We start from the raw sequence: 17,917 nt of genomic DNA on the forward strand, positions 1-17,917 counted from the left end.
CTCTTGTTCGCCACCCTGCCGACCTCTCCTTGCCCGGGGGCCGGGCCCCGGCATGGCGGTCGCGTTCCGCTGGTGCCGCGGGCCTCCCGCTCCCGCAACGTCTGGCGTCGCCCCCGTGTCGCGTGGTACCCCAGCCGGCGGCGACGCACCCGCGCCGGCGGCGCCTGTCCGGTGCGCCCCGTGTTGCCCGCCTGCACGGCCGCATGGTACAATCCGCCGGGTTCCGAGAGGACCTATCGGTGCCAGTCGGACGGAAGGCGGTGTGAGGGCATGGCGCGGCGGTGCGCGATCTGCGGGAAAGGACCGGCGGCTGGGTACAGCCTCAGCCACTCGCACGTGCGCTCGCACCGGCGCTTCCTGCCCAACCTGCAGCGCGTGCGGGTGGTCATCGGGACGACGACGCGCCGGGCGAGCGTCTGCACGGCGTGCCTGAAGGCCGGCCGCGTGCGGCGCGCCGTCTAGGCGCCGTCGTGGGTGGCCACGGCGTCAAACACCGCCGCGACCTCTGCGGTCCCCAGCACGTACCGCTCGCCGCAAAAGCGGCACTGCACCTCGATGCGCCCCTCCTCACGCAGCAGGCGGTCCGCTTCCGCGCGCCCCAGCGCCACGAGCACGTCTTCGACCTTGCGGGGGCTACAGCGACACGCGAACCGCACGGGGCGTTCCTCGCGCACGGCCAGCGGCAGCTCGCCCAGCGCCATGCGCAGCATGTCGTCGGGCGTGGCGCCGTCGCGCACCATGTGGGTCACCGCCGGCAGCGCCCGGGCCCGCTCCTCCAGGTACGCCGGCATCCACGCTGGGGCCCCGGGCATGACCTGGAGCATCAACCCGCCGGACGCGAGCACGCGTTCGTCCGGGCTGACCAACACGCCCACCGCCACCACCGACGGAACCTGCTCGCTGCGCACCAGGTAGGCGGCGAGGTCTTCTCCGATCTCGCCGGAGACAAGGGGCACGCTGCCCTGGTACGGATCGCGCAGCCCGAGGTCCCTGGTCACGTGGAAGATGCCCCGGCGGCCGACCGCGCCGCCCACGTCCAGCTTCCGCGCGGGCGTGGGTGGCAGGTGCGTGTGCGGATGGGTCACGTATCCCCGTAGGGCGCCGTCGGCCGTACTCTCCGACACCACCGGGCCCAGCGGCCCGTCGCCCAGCACCCGGATCATCACCGTCTGCCGGCCCTTCAGGGTGGCCCCCAGCATCGCGGCCGCCACCAGCGCCCGTCCCAGCGCGGCAGTGGCGGTCGGCAGGGTGCCGTGGCGCCGCCGCGCCTCCTCGGTGCTCTGCGTGGCCACCACGGCGCAGGCGAGCACTGTGCCATCGGCGGCCGTCCCGCGGACCAGCGTATCGTCCATCGCCCTCAGGCTCCTTCGACTGGTCTCGCCTCTAGGAAACGTCGAGGACGGCCTGAACCTGCCCGTGCATCGGATTGGCCGGCCCGTGCCCACGGCCCAGCGGTAGCGCCGCCCGAATCGCCGCCGTGACGAACGTCTTGGCCCTGCGGACCGCCTCCTCGACCTCCCGGCCCTTGGCGAGCTCGGCAGCGATCGCCGACGCGAAGACGCACCCCGTGCCGTGCGTGTGCGGCGTGGCGATCCGTTCCGCGCGCAGGTGGACCAGGCGCCTGCCGTCGTAGAACACGTCGACGGGCGCTTCGGCCAGGTGTCCGCCTTTCACCACCACGGCCCGCGGCCCCAGCGCGTGCAGGCGGCGGGCCGCGTCCTCCATCTCGCGCACGGTGCGGATCTCCTGGCCCGTCAGGGCCCGCGCCTCGTGCAGGTTGGGCGTGACGACCAGGGCCAGCGGCAGCAGCAGCGTCCGCAGCGCCTCCACCGCGTCGGGCCGCAGCAACGGCGCTCCCGACTTGGCGATCATCACCGGATCGACGACGAGCACCTCCAGCCGATGGGCCCGCAGGCGGTCGGCCACCGCCTCGATGATGCCGGCACTGGCGAGCATGCCCGTCTTGACCGCATCGACGCCGATGTCGGTCACGACCGTGTCGATCTGCTGCGCCACGAACGCCGGCGCTATCTCCACGACGCCGAAGACGCCCGTGGTGTTCTGGGCCGTCAGGGCCGTGATGGCGGTCATGCCGAAGACCCCCAGGGCCGAGAAGGTCTTCAGGTCGGCCTGGATGCCCGCGCCGCCGCCCGAGTCGCTGCCGGCGATGGTCAGAGCTCGCGGAATGGTCGTCATCGCGCCTCCCGTCGCACGAAGTGGTCCCACCCTCCCGCCAGCGGGCGCTCCGCGCCGTCCGGCGTGCGCACCATGACGCCGTCGGCCGCCGGGCGGACGACACCGACGGCCGTCAGGGCCGTCCCGGTGGCCGCCAGGGCGTCGACGAGCACCGCGAGGTCGGCAGGAGCCGCGGCGAGCAGCAACTCGTAGTCCTCGCCGCCGTACAGCGCCAGAGCGAGCGGGTCTTCCCCCAGGCGGGCGGCCGCGTCGCGCACGGCCCGGCTCACCGGCACCTGGGCCGCATCGATCAGGGCGCCCACTGCGCTCTCTTCCGCCAGGCGGTGCAGGTCGCTGCCCAGGCCGTCGCTCAGGTCCAGGGCGGCCCGCACCCGCCCGGTGGCCGCCAGCGCCTGCCCCTCGTGCACGCGCGGGGTCGGCGTGCAGTAGGCCTCGACGAGCGGACCATCGGTCACCCCCGTACGCAGGAGCCGCAGGCCCGCCGCCGCCCGGCCCAGGTCGCCGGTCACCAGCAGCAGGTCGCCCGGACGCGCCCCCGACCGCCGCAGCGCCCGCGCTGGCTCGACGTCGCCCAGCACCGTCACGTCGATGACGAGCGGCCCCGGGGTGCTGCTGATGTTGCCGCCGACGACCACGAGCCCCCAGCGGTCTGCCTCCGCCAGCAGGCCGTCGTACATGCGCTCGAGCCAGGCCACCTCCAGCGCCGCCGGCAGCAGCAGCGAGACCAGGGCGTACGCCGGGCGGCCGCCCATGGCCGCGATGTCGCTCACGTTCACCGCCAGGGCGCGCCGGCCGACCTGTTCCGGGGTCATCAGGTCCCGGAGGAAGTGCACGCCGTCCACCTGGGCATCGACCGTCGCGAGCACGGCCCGGTCGCCCGGCGCTGGGAGCAGCGCGGCGTCGTCACCCAGGTACGCCGACCCGAGCTGGCGCCGTAGCCGCGCCAGCAGCGGGAACTCGCCCAGGTCACCGACGCGTTCGGGCGGCATCGACCTGAGCGCGCAGGGCGCGGGCGGCGGCTGCGATGTCGGGCTGCGCTACCACGGCGGAGACCACCGCGACCCCTACGGCTCCGGTGCGTATGACCGCCGCGGCGTTCTCGACCGTGATCCCACCGATGCCGACCACGGGGATGCGCACCGCCCGGACGATGCGTGCCAACCCCTCCAGGCCGATCGCCTCCCCCGCGTCGGCCTTGGTGCCGGTGGGGAACACCGCGCCCACCCCGAGGTAGTCGGCACCCTCGGCCTCGGCGCGCCGGGCGGCCTCTACGGTTCCCGCAGACGCCCCCACGATCTTGCCCGGCCCGAGCAGCCGCCGGGCTGCCGCGACCGGCAGGTCGTCCTCGCCCACGTGCACGCCGTCGGCACCACAGGCCACCGCGACGTCGGCGCGGTCGTTGACGATGAACACCACGCCGCGCGCGCGGCACAGCGCCGCCAGGCGCTCGCCGACCTCCACCAGCACCCGGGCCGTCGCGGTCTTGTCACGCAGCTGGATGACCGTGGCGCCGCCGGCGATCGCCGCCTCGGCCTGGACCTCGTGGCTGCGGCCGGACAGCTCCCGGTCGGTGATCACGTACAGGCGAAGGTCCACGGGGCCCCGTCGGCCTCCTCGCTACTGGGCGCGCACCAGTTCCTCGAGATCGACGCCCAGCAGCCGCGCCACCTCGCGGACGGGCGCGAAGAACTCGTCCAGCGTGCGCAGCTTCAAGCCGTGCGCGGTCCGCAGGATCTCCACGTCGGCGAAGCCGTGGATGCGGTACAGGCTGTCCAGCGTCTCGCGCCCCGGGGCGGTCTGGGCGATGCGCAGCAACGCCAGGGCCGTACGGGCCTTGACCTCCTCGGGCAGGTCGCGGCGGAACGACACGGTGTCGGCGGGAATGGGGTCGGTGTAGGCCAGCACCCGCACGCGCTCCTTCACGTCCGGGTACAGGCGGATCACCCGGTCGCGGGCGTCGTTGCCGAACTCGTCGCCGAACGTCGCGCCGGCGTCGACCGAGCCCGTGTAGACGGCCAGCACCACCTTGTCGTGGCCGCCCGCGAACACCACCTGGCTGAAGTGCCGCGTCGGATCGATACCGTGGCGCTTCAGCAGCGCCGCGGGGAAAAGGTATCCCGACGCCGACGCCGGGTCGACGAACGCGAACCGCCGCCCGCGCAGGTCGGCCACCGTGCGAATGGGCAGTCCCGCCCGGTAGAGGATCTGGGACCGGTAGTAGGGCACGCCGAACCGCACGCTGACCAGACGCACGTCGGCGCCGCAGCGCTGGCGGGCCAGCACGTAGGCGAAGGGGTGCAGGAACGCCACGTCGACGCGGCCCGCGCACATCGCCTCGATGGTGGCCGCGTAGCTGGTGGGCACCTCGGCTCGCACCGTATAGCCTGTGGCCACTTCCAGCATGCGCGCCAGCGTGCTGCCGGTGGCCAGCACGCGCTGGGCGTCGCTGGAAGGCGTGAACGCCAGCGTCAGGGCCGGGGACGGCGCCGCGTGTCCGGCGGGGATGCCCGCCGCCACCAGGGCCGCCGCCGCGCACAGCACCGCCAGGCGCAGTCGCCGTGCTCCACGTGGTATCAAGGACGTGAACCTCCTCGCGCGTGGTCGATCGGCCGACGCGCACCGCGACGCCGTCTGACAACACGACAGCCGCCCCGTCCACGACGACTGGCGGCTGCGTCGGCCTGCACTCCCCACGCCAGCATTACCTGGATCGGGTCCAACGGGTCGGCGAATATCCCGACCGTCGTGGCCGGGCGGTTCGCCCTCTCAGCCCGCCTGGTTTCGAGCTCCCCCACGCTGTAGAGTTGTCAAAATCATGATACCCTGCGGATGCGTGCGACGCAAGCCGCCGAATCACACCGGAACCCGGTTGTTCCGGATTACGCGGGCAGCGGGGAGAGCCAATACGTCTGGGCGGCGACCAGGAGCTCGGCCGGATCGGGCCGGAGGGCTTTGCGCTCCGGTGATGCGTAGTAGGCCGCGTCGGCCTCCTCGAACGAGCCGGGACCGCGGTACGAGAGGATCCAGACGAACCGGTGCTGGTCGGGGATGGTCCACGCGCCCTCGATGACGAACCCGTACCGTTCCCGAAGCGGCCGGACTCCCGCCCTCCACCGTGCGACGAACTCGCCGAGTGCGCCCTCGGCGACGGTGTAGATGCGGAGTTGCGCCGACCGCTCGCTCATCGAGCCGTGCTGCACGCTGCACAGATTGCCCGCGAATCTGCAGGCGCCATCGCCCATACCCGCCGGTCACTGCCTGCGGCCGCAGCAGCCACACAGAGTGGCCGCGCCTCCACAGGCCCCATCGAGAACCCTGGCGCCCGTTGGCCCTCGACGCCCTGTACGCGGCCCTCCCGGGCGAGTCCTGCTGCTGAGGACGCGTGACGGGGCTACGTGGAAGCCGTAGACGCCTGGCACAGCGGTGTCGACCGCGGCACGCCGCCCTGCAGTTGGTGGTGGTGCTGCTTAGCCCTCCAGCACGCGCCACAACTCGTCCCGCTCAAGGGGCGCCAGTGCACTGGTCTGCCCCGCCCGCACGACCTCCCGGGGCCCCGCGGTGAGCTGACCGATGACGGCCGCCGGAATCCCTGCGTCGGCCAGCGCGGCCAGCAGCGGCCGGGGATCGGCAGTCGCCATGAGCATGGCGCCGCTCCCGATCAGCCCCAGCGGGTCGATGCCCAGGACTCCACACACCGCGCGGGTCTCCTGCGCCACCGGCACGGCGTCGGCGTCCAGGCGGACACCGCATCCGGACGCTTCGGCGAGCTCCCAGGTCCCCGTGAGGACGCCGCCCTCGGTGACGTCGTGCATCGCCGAAACGCCGGCCCGGGCGCCGATACGGCCCTCGGGCACGACGCTGATCCGGTCGATGAACCCGCGCGCCCGCGCCAGGGTCGCCTCGTCCACCTGCGCGCGCAGCTGCGCGCCCAGGTCTTCTGCGAGGATCGCCGTGCCCTCGATCCCCGCGCCTTTGGTGAGGACCAACCAGTCGCCCGGCCGCCCGCCCCCAGACGACACGAACCCGTCGCGTGGCGCCCGGCCGATGGCCGCCGTGACCACCAGTGGTCGGTCGATGCCCGCCGTGACTTCCGTGTGCCCGCCCACGATCTCGACGCCCACGCTGCGGGCGGCCTGCCCGGCGTCGTGCATCAGGCGGTCCAGGTCGTCCTCGCTCGCTGCCTGCGGCAGCAGGAGCGTCAGCAGCACAGCCACGGGCTCGGCACCCGTCGCCGCCACGTCGTTGCACGCCACGTGGACCGCCAGCCGCCCCAGGTGCGCGGAGGCGCCCGTGATCGGATCGCAGGTGACCACGCAGGCCGCGGGACCGAAGTCCAGGACCGCGCAGTCCTCGCCGACGGCGGCGTGGACGAGCACGTCCGGCCGGCGTCCCAGGTGCGGGAACACGCACTGGCGCAGCGCCAGCGGCGAGAGCTTACCGACCCGCATGCGCGTCACCTGGCCGCTACCGGGTCGGGCGCTCCAGGGCAGCGTGCCCGTCCCGGGCGCATGCCGCAAGGCCTGGCCCGGGAGTGCGGTGCGGGGGGCCGGCCGACGCCAGGGCGGGCGAGAGGAACCTGCGCCGCGACACCGAAGCCCACCTCGGCGGATGAGCGAGACGGCGTACATCCTGATCCGGCTCGACCGCAGCACCCCCGCCGAAGTGGCCAGACGGGTCCGGCGCGTGCCGGGCGTGACCGAGGCCGCGGTGACCATGGGCGAGGTGGACGTGCTGGCGATCGCCCGCGGCGACACCACCAAGGGCCTGGCAGAGATCAGCCACCAGATCCAGGCCATCGAGGGCGTGAAGAGCGTCTCGGTCTGCGTCGTCGTCCGCCCGTAGCCAGACGCGGACGGGTCGTCGGGCGATCCGTGGCGCCACCGGCGTGGTCGTGGCGCGTCGGCGCGTGCCAGCGCCACCGCGACCTTCGGGGCACCGCACGTGGGCTTCGTGGTTCGACCCCTCGACACGCACGAGTCCTACTACCATCGCGCTCTTCGGAACGGCCGCGCGGTCTTCGCGCTCGCGTGCAGGGGATACGAGCACCGGCTGCCGCGCACCGCCGTGGGCCTAGACGGGCACGCGGGGGGTGATACCGACCATCGCGCGGAGCAGGCGGTGGCTGACCTCCAGCGCCCGCAGGCCGTCCTCGCCCGTGACCCGCGGGCGCTCCTCGCCCCGGACGCAGGCCACGAAGTGCGCCAGCTCGGCGCGCAGGGGCTCCTCGCCGTCCAGCGCCAGGCGCTGCTGCTCCCCGGAGAAGTGCCGAATGCTCAAGGTCTCGCGCAGGAAGTCCAGGTGCACCGCGCGGTCGGCGGTGGTGATCTCCATCTCCACGGCCTTCACCGCCGAGACGCGGCTGGCGGTGAGCGTGATCCGGCAGCCGCTGGCCGTCACCAGGTGGGCGACGGCCAGGTCCTCGTGGCTGTTGTGGACGCACACGCCGACACCCGTCACGTCGACCACGCGGCCGGGCGCCAGCGCCAGCACGATGTCGATGTCGTGGATCATCAGGTCCAGCACCACGCCCACGTCCATGACACGATGGGGATCGTAGGGCCGCACCCGTCGCGCCTGGATGAGCAGCGGCTCCCGCGCCAGCGCGGGCAGACGCTGGACGGCCGGCTTGAAGCGCTCCACGTGCCCGACCAGCATGACGACGCCCCGGCGCGCGGCCAGGTCGACCAGCTGCCTGGCCTCGTCGAGGGTCGCCGTCATGGGCTTCTCCACCAGCACGTGCACGCCGGCTTCGAGGAAGTCCCGGGTAATGGCGTAGTGCAGGCCCGTGGGCACCGCGACGCTCACGGCGTCCACCTGGCCGAGCAACGCCAGGTGATCGGTGTACCCTGCTGTGCCATGGCGCACCGCGGCAGCTTGCGCCTCCCGCGCGTCGCGGTCGACGACGCCCACCAGGCGGACGCCGGGCAGCGAGGCGAACACCCGGGCGTGGTGCCGTCCCCACTGCCCCAGCCCCACCACGCCCACGCGCACGGGCGTCGGGGCGCTCATCCCGCGCCCCCCGCAAACGCCCGCACGGCGGCCACGATGGTGCCCAGGTCGTCTGCGGACAGGCCGGGATGGACGGGCAGCGACAGGACCTCCTGGGTCAGCCGGTGGGCATGCGGGAACGTGCCGCCGAATCCCCGCCGGCGGTAGGCGGGCGTGTCGGGGATGAGCCGGGGATAGTAGACCCGCGTCTCCACGCCGGCCGCGGCCAGGTGGTGCGCCAGCGCGTCACGCACCCCGGGCACCTGCACCGTGTACTGGTGGTAGACGTGATGAAAGCCGGCGGGCTCGACGGGCACCCGCAGCCAGCTCAGGTCGGCGAGCCCGTCGTGCAGGCGCCGCGCGTTGGCCCGCCGCACGGCGTTGCGCGCCTCGAGGTGGCGCAACTGCACGAGCCCGATCGCCGCCGCCATCTCGGTCATGCGGAAGTTGTACCCGACCACCTCGTAGGTGTACTCCTGCTCGCCCCTCGGGTCGACCAGGAGGCGGGCCCGCCGGGCCACGTCCGCGTCGCGCACCAGCAGCATGCCGCCCTCACCGGTCGTCATGTTCTTCGTGGGGTAGAAGCTGAAGATCGCGGCGTCCCCGAACGTGCCGACGCGGCGCCCGCCCACGGCCGCGCCGTGGGCCTGGGCGCAGTCCTCCACCAGGAACGCCCCGTAGCGCGCCGCGAGGTCGGCGAACGCCGGCGCGTCGGCCGGGAGCCCGTAGAGGTGCACGATCAGGATGGCCCGGATGCGGCCGCGGCGCAGCAGGGGCTCGACGGCATTGGGATCGAGGTTGCCCGTGGCAGGATCCACGTCGGCGAACACGGGCTCGGCCCCCACGTGGAGCACCGCGTGGCTGGTCGCGCCAAACGACAACGGCGTCGTCACCACCCGGTCGCCCGGCCCGACACCGAGCGCCGCCAGCGCGACGTGCAGCGCCGCGCTGCCCGACGACGTCGCGACGGCGTAGGGCGCGCCCACGTACCGGGCAAACGCCTCCTCGAAGGCGGCCACACGCCGGCCCGCCACCAGTAGCCCCGACCGCAGCACCTCCAGGACCTGCTGCGCCTCGTCCTCACCGATCTGCGGTCGAGCGATGGGGATCGCCGCCGCGGCCCGCGCGGTCATGGTCTGCTCCTCGCCGGGGTCGATGGCGATACGCCCATCTCCTGTACTAGTGTCCGGGCGCACCGCACCGCGTTCTCCTCCCCGACGTCCCCGGAGCCTCGCCCCACCGGGCGCCACTCCGGGCGCGGCGCGTGGGTCCTACGCGCGGCCGGACTCGGCGGCGGCCTTCAATGCCGCCAGCATGCTCTCGCAGTTCTTGCGCATGAGGACCCGGACGAGCCCCGCGAGCAACGCGCCGGCCAGGGGGATCTCGATCTCGTAGTCCACCACCAGACGGGTCCGCGTGCCCTCCGGCGTGGCCTCGAACGTCCACGTGCCGGCGTAGTGCGCAAAGTCACCCGACCGCTGGCGGAACGTGCAGACGCCACGCGCGTCGTCCCACTCGTCCTCCTCGATCCACCGGATCTTGCGCCCCTGGACGCGGCCCACCCACTGGGTCACGGTGGCGCCCGGCCGGCGCTCGAGCACCGTGACGCTCTCGAGGTCGGGCATGAACTCGGGAAACCGTTCGACGTCCTGGGCCAGGGCGTAGACGCGGTCACGCGGGGCCCGGATCAGGACCGACGCCTCAACACGGGCCACACGAGCCCTCCGGTGCGCACATCGTTCTTGACTATACCGACGCCCTCAGGGGGTGTCAACGCACGCGCACGCCGGGTGCATACTCGTCGGGTGCATACTCCTCGGGTTCGTAGTCGTCGGGTGCGTACTCCTCGGATCCGCACCCGTCGGGTCGGCCTGCTTCGCCTCCGGCGCCGGCATGCCCGCTCCCGTGCCCAGGCGACGGCCGACCACGAGAAAGCCGGTGTGCGCCACCATGCGGTGCACCGGCCGGACCGCCGCCCCGTCCACGTGCCAGGGCCGGACGAGGGTCTCCTGCGCCTCGACGCGCACGAAGCCCCCGGCCCGCAGAGCTTCCACCGTCTGCTGGACCTGCACGGTGCTGGGGACGTATGCAAGGAAGATGCCCCCCGGCGGCAGCGCGTCGCGGGCAGCTGCGACGACCCGCCACGGCTCGGGCAGATCCAGCAGCACCCGATCCACGGGCGCGTCGGGAATTCCCGTGGTGACGTCGTGGAGGCGCAGGGCGACCTGCGGCGCGTCGCCGAGGAACCGGCGGATGTTGCGCTCGGCCGTGCGCAGGAACTCAGGGCGCACCTCGTAGGAGAACACCCGCCCCGTGGGCCCCACGGCCCGCGCCAGCGTCATGGTCAACGCGCCCGAGCCGGTGCCGGCTTCGGCCACGCGCACGCCGGGGTACACGTCGGCCAGGAGCAGGATGAGCCCCAGGTCCTTCGGGTAGATGACCTGCGCGCCCCGCGGCATGGCCAAAATGTACTCGGCCAGGGTGGGACGCAGGGCCAGCAGCCGTTCCCCGCGCGAGGTGTGCACGACGCTGGCGTCCGGCTGCCCCAGGAGGTCGTCATGGCGCACCACGCCGCCGCGCAGGTCGTAGACGCCGCCGGGCTCCAGCCACACCAGGTAGACGCGCTGCTTGCGGTCGACCAGCAGCACGGGCTCGCCGGCGCCCAACGGTCCGGTCCGGCTCAGACCGTCACCCCGCGCGGCCTGACGTTCTCCTGCACCCAGCGCACGATCTCGGCCAGGGAAGTGCCCGGGAGGAAGACCTTGCGGATCCCGGCGGCCTCCAGCCCGGGGATGTCGTCCTCGGGGATGATGCCGCCGCCGAACACCACGATGTCGTCGGCGCCGGCCTCGCGCAGCAGCTGGACAACCCGCGGGAAGAGCACGTTGTGGGCGCCGGAGAGGATCGACAGGCCCACGGCGTCCACGTCCTCCTGGATCGCCGCGCTGGCGATCATCTCCGGCGTCTGGTGCAGCCCGGTGTAGATCACCTCGACGCCCGCGTCCCGCAGCGCCCGCGCGACCACCTTGATGCCGCGGTCGTGCCCGTCGAGCCCGGGTTTGGCCAGCAGGATGCGCAACGGCCGTGCCATCACCGAGTCATGATACGCACGGGTGCCGGCGGGGTCAAACGGGCGCCCTCGGGCCTGCGGCGACCCCGGGGATCCCTCAGATGACGACCGGCTCGCGGTACTCGCCGTAGACCTCGCGCAGCACGCCGCAGATCTCCCCGAGCGTCGCGTAGGCGCGCACGCACTCGAGGATGTGCTCCATGGTGTTGTCGTTCCCCGCGGCCGCCCGGCGGAGCGCCTCCAGCCGCCGCGCCACCTGGGTGTTGTCGCGCTCGGCGCGCACACGCCGGGTCCGCTCGATCTGCCGGCGTTCCACCTCCGGGGGAATGCGCAGGATGGGGATGGGACGCTCCTCGGGCACGACGAACTCGTTGACCCCGACGATGATCCGTTCCTTGCGCTCCACCTGCTGCTGGAAGCGGAACGCCGCGTCGGCGATCTCCCGCTGCGGGTAGCCGGCCTCCACCGCCGCCACCATCCCGCCCATGGCGTCGATGCGCTCGATGTACGCCCAGGCGGCCTCTTCCAGCTGGTTGGTGAGCGCCTCGACGAAGTAGGCCCCGCCCAGGGGATCGACCGTGCTGGCCACGCCGGTCTCGTAGGCGATGATCTGCTGGGTGCGCAGCGCCACCATCACCGCCTCCTCGGTGGGCAGCGCGTACGTCTCGTCCATGGAGTTGGTGTGCAGCGACTGGGTCCCGCCCAACACCGCGGCCAGGGCCTGCAGCGCCACCCGCGCCACGTTGTTGAGGGGCTGCTGGGCCGTGAGCGAGACGCCGGCGGTCTGGGCGTGGGTGCGCAACCACCACGACCGCGGGTTTTGGGCCCCGAAGCGCTCCCGCATGATCCTGGCCCACATGCGCCGCGCCGCACGGAACTTGGCGATCTCCTCGAAGAAGTCGCTGTGGACGTCGAAGAAGAAGGACAGCCGCGGCGCGAAGGCGTCGACGTCCAGCCCCGCGGCCAGGCCCAGCTTCACGTACTCAATGCCGTCGGCCAGCGTGAAGGCCAGCTCCTGCACGGCCGTGGCGCCGGCCTCGCGGATGTGGTAGCCGGAGACGCTCACCACGTTCCACTGGGGCAGGTGCCGCGTGCCGAAGACCAGCATGTCCGCCACCAGGCGCAGGGCCGGCCGGGGCGGGACGATCCACTCCTTCTGGGCGATGTACTCCTTGAGGATGTCGGTCTGGGTGGTGCCCCGCAGGCGGTCGGGCGGCACACCCTGACGCTCGGCCACGGCGACGTACATGGCGAGCAGCACGTTGGCCGGCGCGTTGATGGTCATGGAGGTGCTGACCCGGTCGAGCGGGATGCCCTGGAACAGGATCTCCATGTCGGCCAGCGAGTCGACGGCCACGCCCTCGCGGCCCACCTCGCCCTGGGCCCGCGGATGGTCGGAGTCGTACCCCATCAGCGTGGGCATGTCGAAGGCCACCGACAGCCCGGTCTGCCCCTGGGCCAGCAGGTAGTGGAAGCGCCGGTTGGTGTCCTCGGCGGTGCCGAACCCGGCGAACTGGCGCATCGTCCACAGCTTCCCGCGGTACATGGTGGCGTGGATGCCGCGGGTGAACGGATACGCTCCCGGACGGCCCAGGTCGACCTCCGGCGACCACCCCGCCAGGTCCTCGGGACCGTAGACCTCCTTCACCGGAATGCCCGACAGCGTCTCGTAGCGCATCAGCGCTCGCCTCCGGGGCCTGCCGCGCTGCCCTCCGCGCGCAGGCTGGCGGCCAGGAGCTCGGCCACGTCGCGCGGCTGCCACCGCGCCTCGCGCGCCGCCCGGCCATCCTCCAGCATCAGCATACAAAACGGGCAGGCGGTTGCCACCACGTCCGCCCCGGTGGCCGTGGCGTGGTCGCTGCGCACGTGGTTGACGCGCTGGCCCACGCGGTCCTCGGTCCAGTACAACCCGCCGCCCGCCCCGCAGCAGAAGCCGCGCTCGCGGCACGCCGCCATCTCCACCACGTGCGCCCCGGGCAGGGCCCGCAGCACGCGGCGCGGCGCGTCGTACTCGCCGTTGTGCCGGCCCAGGTAGCAGGGATCGTGGAAGGTGATGCGCCCCGCAGGCGCCGTCTGCGGCCGCAGCCGTCCCGCGGCCACCAGCCGGTCCAGGAGCTGGGTGTGGTGCCAGACCTCGAACTGCCCGCCGACCTGGGGGTACTCGTGGCGCAGGGTGTTGTAGCAGTGGGGACAGACGGTGACGATCTTCTCGACGCCGTGGCGGCGCAGGGTGGCGATGTTCTGCTGGGCCAGGGTCTGGAACAGGTACTCGTTGCCCATCCGCCGCGCGGGATCGCCGGTGCACTGCTCGGCATCGCCCAGGATGGCCACGTCCAGCCCCGCCTGCGCCAGCAGGGCTACCAGCGCCCGCAGGGTCCCGTGGTTGCGCTCGTTGAGGGCCGAGGCGCACCCCACCCACAAGAGCCAGTCGGCCCGCTCCCCGTCGGCCAGGATGCGGATGCCGGTCCCCGCCGCCCAGACGGTCCGGGTGACGGCGGCGCCACGGAAGGGATGCGCGCGAGCCTCCAGGCTGCGCAGCGCATCGGCCATCGGCTCGGGCACGCGGGCCTGCTCCATCACCAGGTGGCGGCGCATGCCGACGATCTTGTCGATGTGGTCGTTGGTGGCCGGGCACTCCTCGACGCAGGCGCCGCAGGTGAGGCACTGCCAGAGGAACGCCTCGGAGAACACCTCGCCGACCAGTGCGGGCGGCGATCCCTGGCCGGTGGCGGCTGCTGCGACGCGGTGCAGCTGGCGGCGCAGGTCGGTGTGGAGGCGGCGCGGGTCGAGCTCCTTCCCGGTGCTGTGGGCCGGGCAGACCTCCACGCAGCGGCCGCACTCCATGCAGGCGAAGGCGTCCAGGTGGTCCTTCCAGGTCAGGTGCTCGACGGCCGAGACCCCCAGCACCTCCGCGCGCTCGACGTCCACGGGCTCCAGGGCACCGCGCGGGCGCGCCTTGCGCAGCAGGACGTTCGGCACCAGCGTAATCAGGTGGAGGTGCTTGCCCTCGGGAATCCAGGTCAGGAAGACCAGGATCAGCGCCAGGTGCCCCCACCACGCGACCTCGAACACGCCGCGGACGACGCCCGGGCCGGCGCGCTGGAGGCCCTCGGCCAGCCGCGCCGAGAGCACCGCGCCGGTTGCCCACGCGGGCTGCTCGAGGGCGATCTGCCCGGCGCGGGAGGCCAGCAGGGTGACCATGATGCCGCTGATGAAGCCCAGGATCAGGTAGGCGCCCTTCTGGTCCTGTCCGGCGAGCCGCGCGGGGCGCACCACCACCCGCCAGTACAGGGCCAGCCCCACGCCGAGCAGCACCAGCACGATGAACAGGTCCTGCAGAAACGCCAGCCACGGCGACGCGCCGATCCCGGGCAGGGTCCACCCGGGACGCACCGACTCGCCCAGCGCCTGGACGATGGTGGTCAGCAGCACCAGGAAGCCCCAGAAGATGAACAGGTGCAGCACGCCCGCCAGTGGCCGGCGCAGCACCCTGCGATGGAGCAGCACGTGCACCACGAGGTCGCGCAGCCGCACCGACAGCGGCGCGAGCGGCACCGGGCCCCGGCCGAGCCGGATCAGCCGGTAGATGCGCCACAGCTTGCGCGCGAACACGGCCCCGGCGGCCAGCGTCAGGGGCCCGACGAGGACCGCGCGCCACCACCAGGGCATCGCGCTACTGTCCCTTCAGGGCCTTGACCTTGGCGATGAGCGGGGGGAGGACCTCGCGGTAGTCGCCCACGATGCCCAGGTGCGCCACGCCGAAGATCGGCGCCTCGGGATCCTTGTTGATGGCCACGATCGTGCGGGCGCCCGCCATGCCGGCGACGTGCTGGGTCGCACCGGAAATGCCCACGGCGAGGTAGAGCAGGGGCCGCACCGTCTTCCCGGTCTGCCCGATCTGCCAGGAGATGGGTACCCACCCGGCGTCGGCCGGCGGCCGCGACGAGCCCACGGCACCGCCCAGCACCTGCGCCAGTTCGGCCAGGAGCTTGAACCCTTCGGGGCCGCCGATGCCCCGGCCACCGCTCACGACGATCTGCGCGTCTTCCAGGCCGACCTCGGCCTGCTCGCGCACAATCTCGCGGACCCGTGTCGGGAGGGCGTCGTCGGCCAGCTGCACCGGCAGGTCGCGCACCACGCCGGCCGTGGGCGCGGGCGCGGGCGCATCCAGGGCCCGAGGCTTCACGGTGACCACCGCGGGCGTGCGCCGCACGGCCAGGGTGGCCACCGCCCGCCCGCCGTAGACCTGGCGGTGCACGACCACGGTGCCGTCGGCCACCTCGAGCCCCGTCGCCTCCGTGGCGAGCGCGGCACCCAGACGGTACGCGAGCCGGGGCCCGATCTCGCGGCCGACGGTGTCGGCGGCCACCAGCACGACCGCGGGCGACGCCGCGCGAACGCACGCCTCGGCGGCAGCCAGGTAGGCGTCGGACTGGCCCGTCGCCAGCAGCGGATGCACCACGCGGTGCACCACGCCCACGCCGTGCTGGTGGAGGGCCTCCACCGCGCCATCGGCGGCCTCGGCCGCCAGCAACGCCGCGTCGATGCCGCCGCCGACGGCAGGCGCGATGGTCCGTGCACCGGCCACCAGCTCCAGGCTCGACCGGCTCAGCGCGCCGTCGGCAACGGTGGCGATCACCAGGACGTTGGCCATGCGTCCCTCCCTCAGAGCAACCCTCAGAGCAACTTGAGGTCGCGCAGGCGCAGCGCCAGGGCCTCGGCCTGCTGCGCGGGCTCCCCCTCGAGGAACTCGCAGCGGGTCGTCCGCTCCGGCACCCGCACGTCGAGCACGTCGACGCCGGCGTCGCCCACCGCGACGCCCAGGGCATCCACCGGCCAGGTCTGCACGGGCTTGCGCTTGGCCCCCACGATGTCCTTCACCTTGGGCAGGCGCGGTCGGTTCGCTTCGTCGCTCGTGACCGAGAGCACGGCGGGCAGGCGGGCCTCGACCACGTGATATCCCTCGTCGGCCTGTCGGTGCGCCACGACGCGCCCGTCCTCGACCGTCACGCGGGCGACGAAGGTCACGCAGGCGGCGCCGAGCTCCTCGGCCAGGAGCGGTGGCACCGCGCGCTCCACCCAGTCCGCCGACTCGCAGCCGGTGAGCACGAGGTCGACGGCACCGAGCCGCCGGATCGCTGCGGCGAGCACTGGTGTCTTGGCAGCGCCCAGCAGGTCGGGCCCGCGCGGGTCGTCCACCACCACGGCGTCGTCGGCACCCATGGCCAGCGCCAGGCGGATCTGGTCGCCCACGGTCGCCTGGGGCGCGAGCGCCAGCGCCGTCACCCGGGCGCCCGTGCGGTCCTTGACCTGCAGGGCGACCTCCAGGGCGTTCTCGTCGTAGGTCGACAGGACCAGGGGCCGCCCCTCGCGGACCTGGCGCCGGGTCTGGGGATCGATGGCGAAGTCCCGGAGCGGGAGCTCCGGGTCGACGACCTGTTTGAGGCACACCACGATGTGCATAGGTCCTCCGCCAGGACGTCAGGCCAGCAGGTGGCGTGCGATCACCACCCGCTGGATCTCCGACGTGCCCTCGTAGATCTCGGTGATCTTGGCGTCGCGAAAGTAGCGCTCCACGGGGTAGTCCTCCACGTACCCGTAGCCCCCGAAGAGCTGCACGGCCCGATGCGCGCACCACATGGCGACCTCCGAGGCGAACAGCTTGGCCATGGCGGCCTCACGGGCGGCCGGCTGGCCTGCGGTGCGCAGCGCCGCCGCGCGCAGCGTCAGCAGGCGCGCGGCCTCCAGGCGCGTGGCCATGTCGGCCAGGGCGAACCGTACCGCCTGGAACTCGGCGATGGGCCGGCCGAACTGCTGGCGCTGCTGCGCGTGGGCCGCGGCCTCCTCCAGGCAGGCGCGCGCGATCCCCAGCGCCTGGGCCGCGATGCCGATGCGCCCGCCTTCCAGCGTCCACAGCGCGATCCTCCCGCCTTGCCCGCGCTCGCCCAGCAGGGCGTCGGCCGGCACCCGGCAGTCCTCGAAGATCAGCTCGGCGGTGGACGAGCAGCGGATCCCCAGTTTCTTCTCGACCTTGCCGACGCGCACACCCGGGGTGGACTTCTCGACGATGAACGCCGAGATCCCGCGCGCGCCCGGAACGGGCTCGGTGCGGGCGTAGACCAGGCAGACGTCGGCTTCCACCCCGTTGGTCACGAAGAGCTTCGTGCCGTCCAGCACCCACGTCCCGCCGTCCAGCCGCGCGGTCGTGCGCAGCGACATCGCATCGGATCCGGCCCCGGGCTCGGTCAGGCAGTAGCACCCCAGCCGCCGTCCGGTGGCCAGGTCCGGGAGGTAGCGGCGGCGCTGCTCCTCCGTGCCCCAGCGCAGGATCGGTTCACAGACCAGCGACGTGTTGACGGTCAGGATCGTCTGGAACCCGGCGCACGCGCGGGCCAGCTCCTCGTGGGCCAGCACGTACGCGATGTGATCCAGCCCCGGCCCGCCGTAGGCCTCGGGGACGGTGAGGCCCAGCAGCCCCAACTCGGCTGCGCGCGCCACCACCTCGGCGGGGTAGCGCGCCTCGCGATCGAGGGCCGCCGCGATCGGGAGGAGTTCGCGCGCGGCGAACTCGCGGACCGTGGCTTGCAGCAGGCGATGCTCGTCGGTGAGCGTGATCGACATGCGCTGGCTCCCGCGGGTAGTTCTCCGGGCGCCCTGGTGCCC

19 protein-coding genes and 1 riboswitch are annotated in these 17,917 nt (G+C 73.2%); of the genes, 2 read left to right on the forward strand and 17 right to left on the reverse strand.

Annotated elements, in window-relative coordinates; genetic code table 11:
• Nucleotides 1-270: 270 nt before the first annotated feature.
• The gene (gene rpmB, locus QN157_12540; GenBank protein MDR7556418.1) at nucleotides 271-462 is read left to right on the forward strand and encodes a 50S ribosomal protein L28; all 192 of its coding nucleotides are present in this window, start codon (nucleotides 271-273) and stop codon (nucleotides 460-462) included.
• Here rpmB and hslO read toward each other — a convergent pair.
• The 7 genes from hslO to QN157_12575 form a co-directional block, all read right to left on the reverse strand.
• Nucleotides 459-1,352 carry an Hsp33 family molecular chaperone HslO gene (gene hslO / locus QN157_12545; protein ID MDR7556419.1) on the reverse strand — a complete coding sequence of 298 codons (894 nt, stop codon included), beginning with the start codon at nucleotides 1,350-1,352 and terminating at the stop codon, nucleotides 459-461. The two genes, rpmB and hslO, sit on opposite strands and share 4 nt — an antisense overlap.
• A 31-nt stretch (nucleotides 1,353-1,383) precedes the next feature.
• Entirely contained in the window at nucleotides 1,384-2,196 is an 813-nt protein-coding gene (gene thiD, locus QN157_12550) for a bifunctional hydroxymethylpyrimidine kinase/phosphomethylpyrimidine kinase (GenBank protein MDR7556420.1), read from the reverse strand.
• A complete protein-coding gene (gene thiL / locus QN157_12555; GenBank protein ID MDR7556421.1) occupies nucleotides 2,193-3,185 on the reverse strand; it encodes a thiamine-phosphate kinase in 993 nt (330 codons plus the stop codon). Before thiL ends, thiD begins: the two co-directional genes overlap by 4 nt.
• A complete protein-coding gene (gene thiE, locus QN157_12560) occupies nucleotides 3,163-3,792 on the reverse strand; it encodes a thiamine phosphate synthase (protein ID MDR7556422.1) in 630 nt (209 codons plus the stop codon). The genes thiL and thiE overlap by 23 nt, the downstream gene beginning before the upstream one ends.
• A 21-nt stretch (nucleotides 3,793-3,813) precedes the next feature.
• Nucleotides 3,814-4,773 carry a phosphate/phosphite/phosphonate ABC transporter substrate-binding protein gene (locus QN157_12565; GenBank protein MDR7556423.1) on the reverse strand — a complete coding sequence of 320 codons (960 nt, stop codon included), beginning with the start codon at nucleotides 4,771-4,773 and terminating at the stop codon, nucleotides 3,814-3,816.
• Nucleotides 4,774-4,866: 93 nt separating this feature from the next.
• Nucleotides 4,867-4,999: riboswitch (TPP riboswitch) on the reverse strand.
• Between the two features lie 76 nt (nucleotides 5,000-5,075).
• Nucleotides 5,076-5,381, reverse strand: coding sequence for an NIPSNAP family protein (locus tag QN157_12570; protein ID MDR7556424.1), 306 nt, complete (start codon nucleotides 5,379-5,381; stop codon nucleotides 5,076-5,078).
• A gap of 282 nt (nucleotides 5,382-5,663) precedes the next feature.
• Nucleotides 5,664-6,644, reverse strand: coding sequence for an AIR synthase family protein (locus QN157_12575; protein MDR7556425.1), 981 nt, complete (start codon nucleotides 6,642-6,644; stop codon nucleotides 5,664-5,666).
• A 160-nt stretch (nucleotides 6,645-6,804) separates the two neighbouring features.
• On the opposite strand from QN157_12575, the gene QN157_12580 reads away from it, so the two are divergent.
• Nucleotides 6,805-7,038, forward strand: a complete 234-nt coding sequence (locus QN157_12580) for an Lrp/AsnC ligand binding domain-containing protein (GenBank protein MDR7556426.1) — start codon at nucleotides 6,805-6,807, stop codon at nucleotides 7,036-7,038.
• 228 nt (nucleotides 7,039-7,266) lie between these two features.
• Here QN157_12580 and QN157_12585 read toward each other — a convergent pair whose 3' ends face one another.
• The 10 genes from QN157_12585 to QN157_12630 form a co-directional block, all read right to left on the reverse strand.
• Nucleotides 7,267-8,205: a Gfo/Idh/MocA family oxidoreductase gene (locus QN157_12585; protein MDR7556427.1), complete on the reverse strand. Its 939-nt coding sequence runs from the start codon at nucleotides 8,203-8,205 to the stop codon at nucleotides 7,267-7,269.
• Nucleotides 8,202-9,380 carry a DegT/DnrJ/EryC1/StrS family aminotransferase gene (locus QN157_12590; GenBank protein MDR7556428.1) on the reverse strand — a complete coding sequence of 393 codons (1,179 nt, stop codon included), beginning with the start codon at nucleotides 9,378-9,380 and terminating at the stop codon, nucleotides 8,202-8,204. The genes QN157_12585 and QN157_12590 overlap by 4 nt, the downstream gene beginning before the upstream one ends.
• Before the next feature lie 75 nt (nucleotides 9,381-9,455).
• On the reverse strand, nucleotides 9,456-9,899 hold the full coding sequence (locus QN157_12595; protein ID MDR7556429.1) for an SRPBCC family protein: 444 nt from the start codon (nucleotides 9,897-9,899) through the stop codon (nucleotides 9,456-9,458).
• A gap of 45 nt (nucleotides 9,900-9,944) precedes the next feature.
• Nucleotides 9,945-10,850 (reverse strand): tRNA (adenine-N1)-methyltransferase, encoded by a 906-nt coding sequence (locus QN157_12600; protein MDR7556430.1) that lies wholly within the window; start codon nucleotides 10,848-10,850, stop codon nucleotides 9,945-9,947.
• Nucleotides 10,851-10,864: 14 nt separating this feature from the next.
• Complete coding sequence (locus tag QN157_12605) at nucleotides 10,865-11,278, reverse strand: cobalamin B12-binding domain-containing protein (GenBank protein ID MDR7556431.1); 414 nt, start codon at nucleotides 11,276-11,278, stop codon at nucleotides 10,865-10,867.
• 73 nt (nucleotides 11,279-11,351) lie between these two features.
• Nucleotides 11,352-12,932, reverse strand: coding sequence for a methylmalonyl-CoA mutase family protein (locus QN157_12610; GenBank protein ID MDR7556432.1), 1,581 nt, complete (start codon nucleotides 12,930-12,932; stop codon nucleotides 11,352-11,354).
• Nucleotides 12,932-14,923 carry a (Fe-S)-binding protein gene (locus QN157_12615; protein ID MDR7556433.1) on the reverse strand — a complete coding sequence of 664 codons (1,992 nt, stop codon included), beginning with the start codon at nucleotides 14,921-14,923 and terminating at the stop codon, nucleotides 12,932-12,934. Before QN157_12615 ends, QN157_12610 begins: the two co-directional genes overlap by 1 nt.
• Before the next feature lie 4 nt (nucleotides 14,924-14,927).
• The gene (locus QN157_12620; GenBank protein MDR7556434.1) at nucleotides 14,928-15,908 is read right to left on the reverse strand and encodes an electron transfer flavoprotein subunit alpha/FixB family protein; all 981 of its coding nucleotides are present in this window, start codon (nucleotides 15,906-15,908) and stop codon (nucleotides 14,928-14,930) included.
• A gap of 23 nt (nucleotides 15,909-15,931) precedes the next feature.
• Entirely contained in the window at nucleotides 15,932-16,717 is a 786-nt protein-coding gene (locus tag QN157_12625; GenBank protein ID MDR7556435.1) for an electron transfer flavoprotein subunit beta/FixA family protein, read from the reverse strand.
• Nucleotides 16,718-16,735: 18 nt separating this feature from the next.
• Nucleotides 16,736-17,875 (reverse strand): acyl-CoA dehydrogenase, encoded by a 1,140-nt coding sequence (locus QN157_12630; protein MDR7556436.1) that lies wholly within the window; start codon nucleotides 17,873-17,875, stop codon nucleotides 16,736-16,738.
• Between the last annotated feature and the right edge of the window lie 42 nt (nucleotides 17,876-17,917).

Source organism: Armatimonadota bacterium, assembly GCA_031459855.1.
Taxonomy (GTDB): domain Bacteria; phylum Sysuimicrobiota; class Sysuimicrobiia; order Sysuimicrobiales; family Humicultoraceae; genus Fervidifonticultor; species Fervidifonticultor primus.

Bases quoted from the DNA above. Each gene is read 5' to 3' on its own strand.
- rpmB (MDR7556418.1), top strand. From the start codon at position 271: ATGGCGCGGCGGTGCGCGATCTGCGGGAAAGGACCGGCGGCTGGGTAC.
- hslO (MDR7556419.1), bottom strand. From the start codon at position 1,352: ATGGACGATACGCTGGTCCGCGGGACGGCCGCCGATGGCACAGTGCTC.
- thiD (MDR7556420.1), bottom strand. From the start codon at position 2,196: ATGACGACCATTCCGCGAGCTCTGACCATCGCCGGCAGCGACTCGGGC.
- thiL (MDR7556421.1), bottom strand. From the start codon at position 3,185: ATGCCGCCCGAACGCGTCGGTGACCTGGGCGAGTTCCCGCTGCTGGCG.
- QN157_12570 (MDR7556424.1), bottom strand. From the start codon at position 5,381: ATGAGCGAGCGGTCGGCGCAACTCCGCATCTACACCGTCGCCGAGGGC.
- QN157_12575 (MDR7556425.1), bottom strand. From the start codon at position 6,644: ATGCGGGTCGGTAAGCTCTCGCCGCTGGCGCTGCGCCAGTGCGTGTTC.
- QN157_12580 (MDR7556426.1), top strand. From the start codon at position 6,805: ATGAGCGAGACGGCGTACATCCTGATCCGGCTCGACCGCAGCACCCCC.
- QN157_12585 (MDR7556427.1), bottom strand. From the start codon at position 8,205: ATGAGCGCCCCGACGCCCGTGCGCGTGGGCGTGGTGGGGCTGGGGCAG.
- QN157_12610 (MDR7556432.1), bottom strand. From the start codon at position 12,932: ATGCGCTACGAGACGCTGTCGGGCATTCCGGTGAAGGAGGTCTACGGT.
- QN157_12615 (MDR7556433.1), bottom strand. From the start codon at position 14,923: ATGCCCTGGTGGTGGCGCGCGGTCCTCGTCGGGCCCCTGACGCTGGCC.
- QN157_12620 (MDR7556434.1), bottom strand. From the start codon at position 15,908: ATGGCCAACGTCCTGGTGATCGCCACCGTTGCCGACGGCGCGCTGAGC.
- QN157_12625 (MDR7556435.1), bottom strand. From the start codon at position 16,717: ATGCACATCGTGGTGTGCCTCAAACAGGTCGTCGACCCGGAGCTCCCG.
- QN157_12630 (MDR7556436.1), bottom strand. From the start codon at position 17,875: ATGTCGATCACGCTCACCGACGAGCATCGCCTGCTGCAAGCCACGGTC.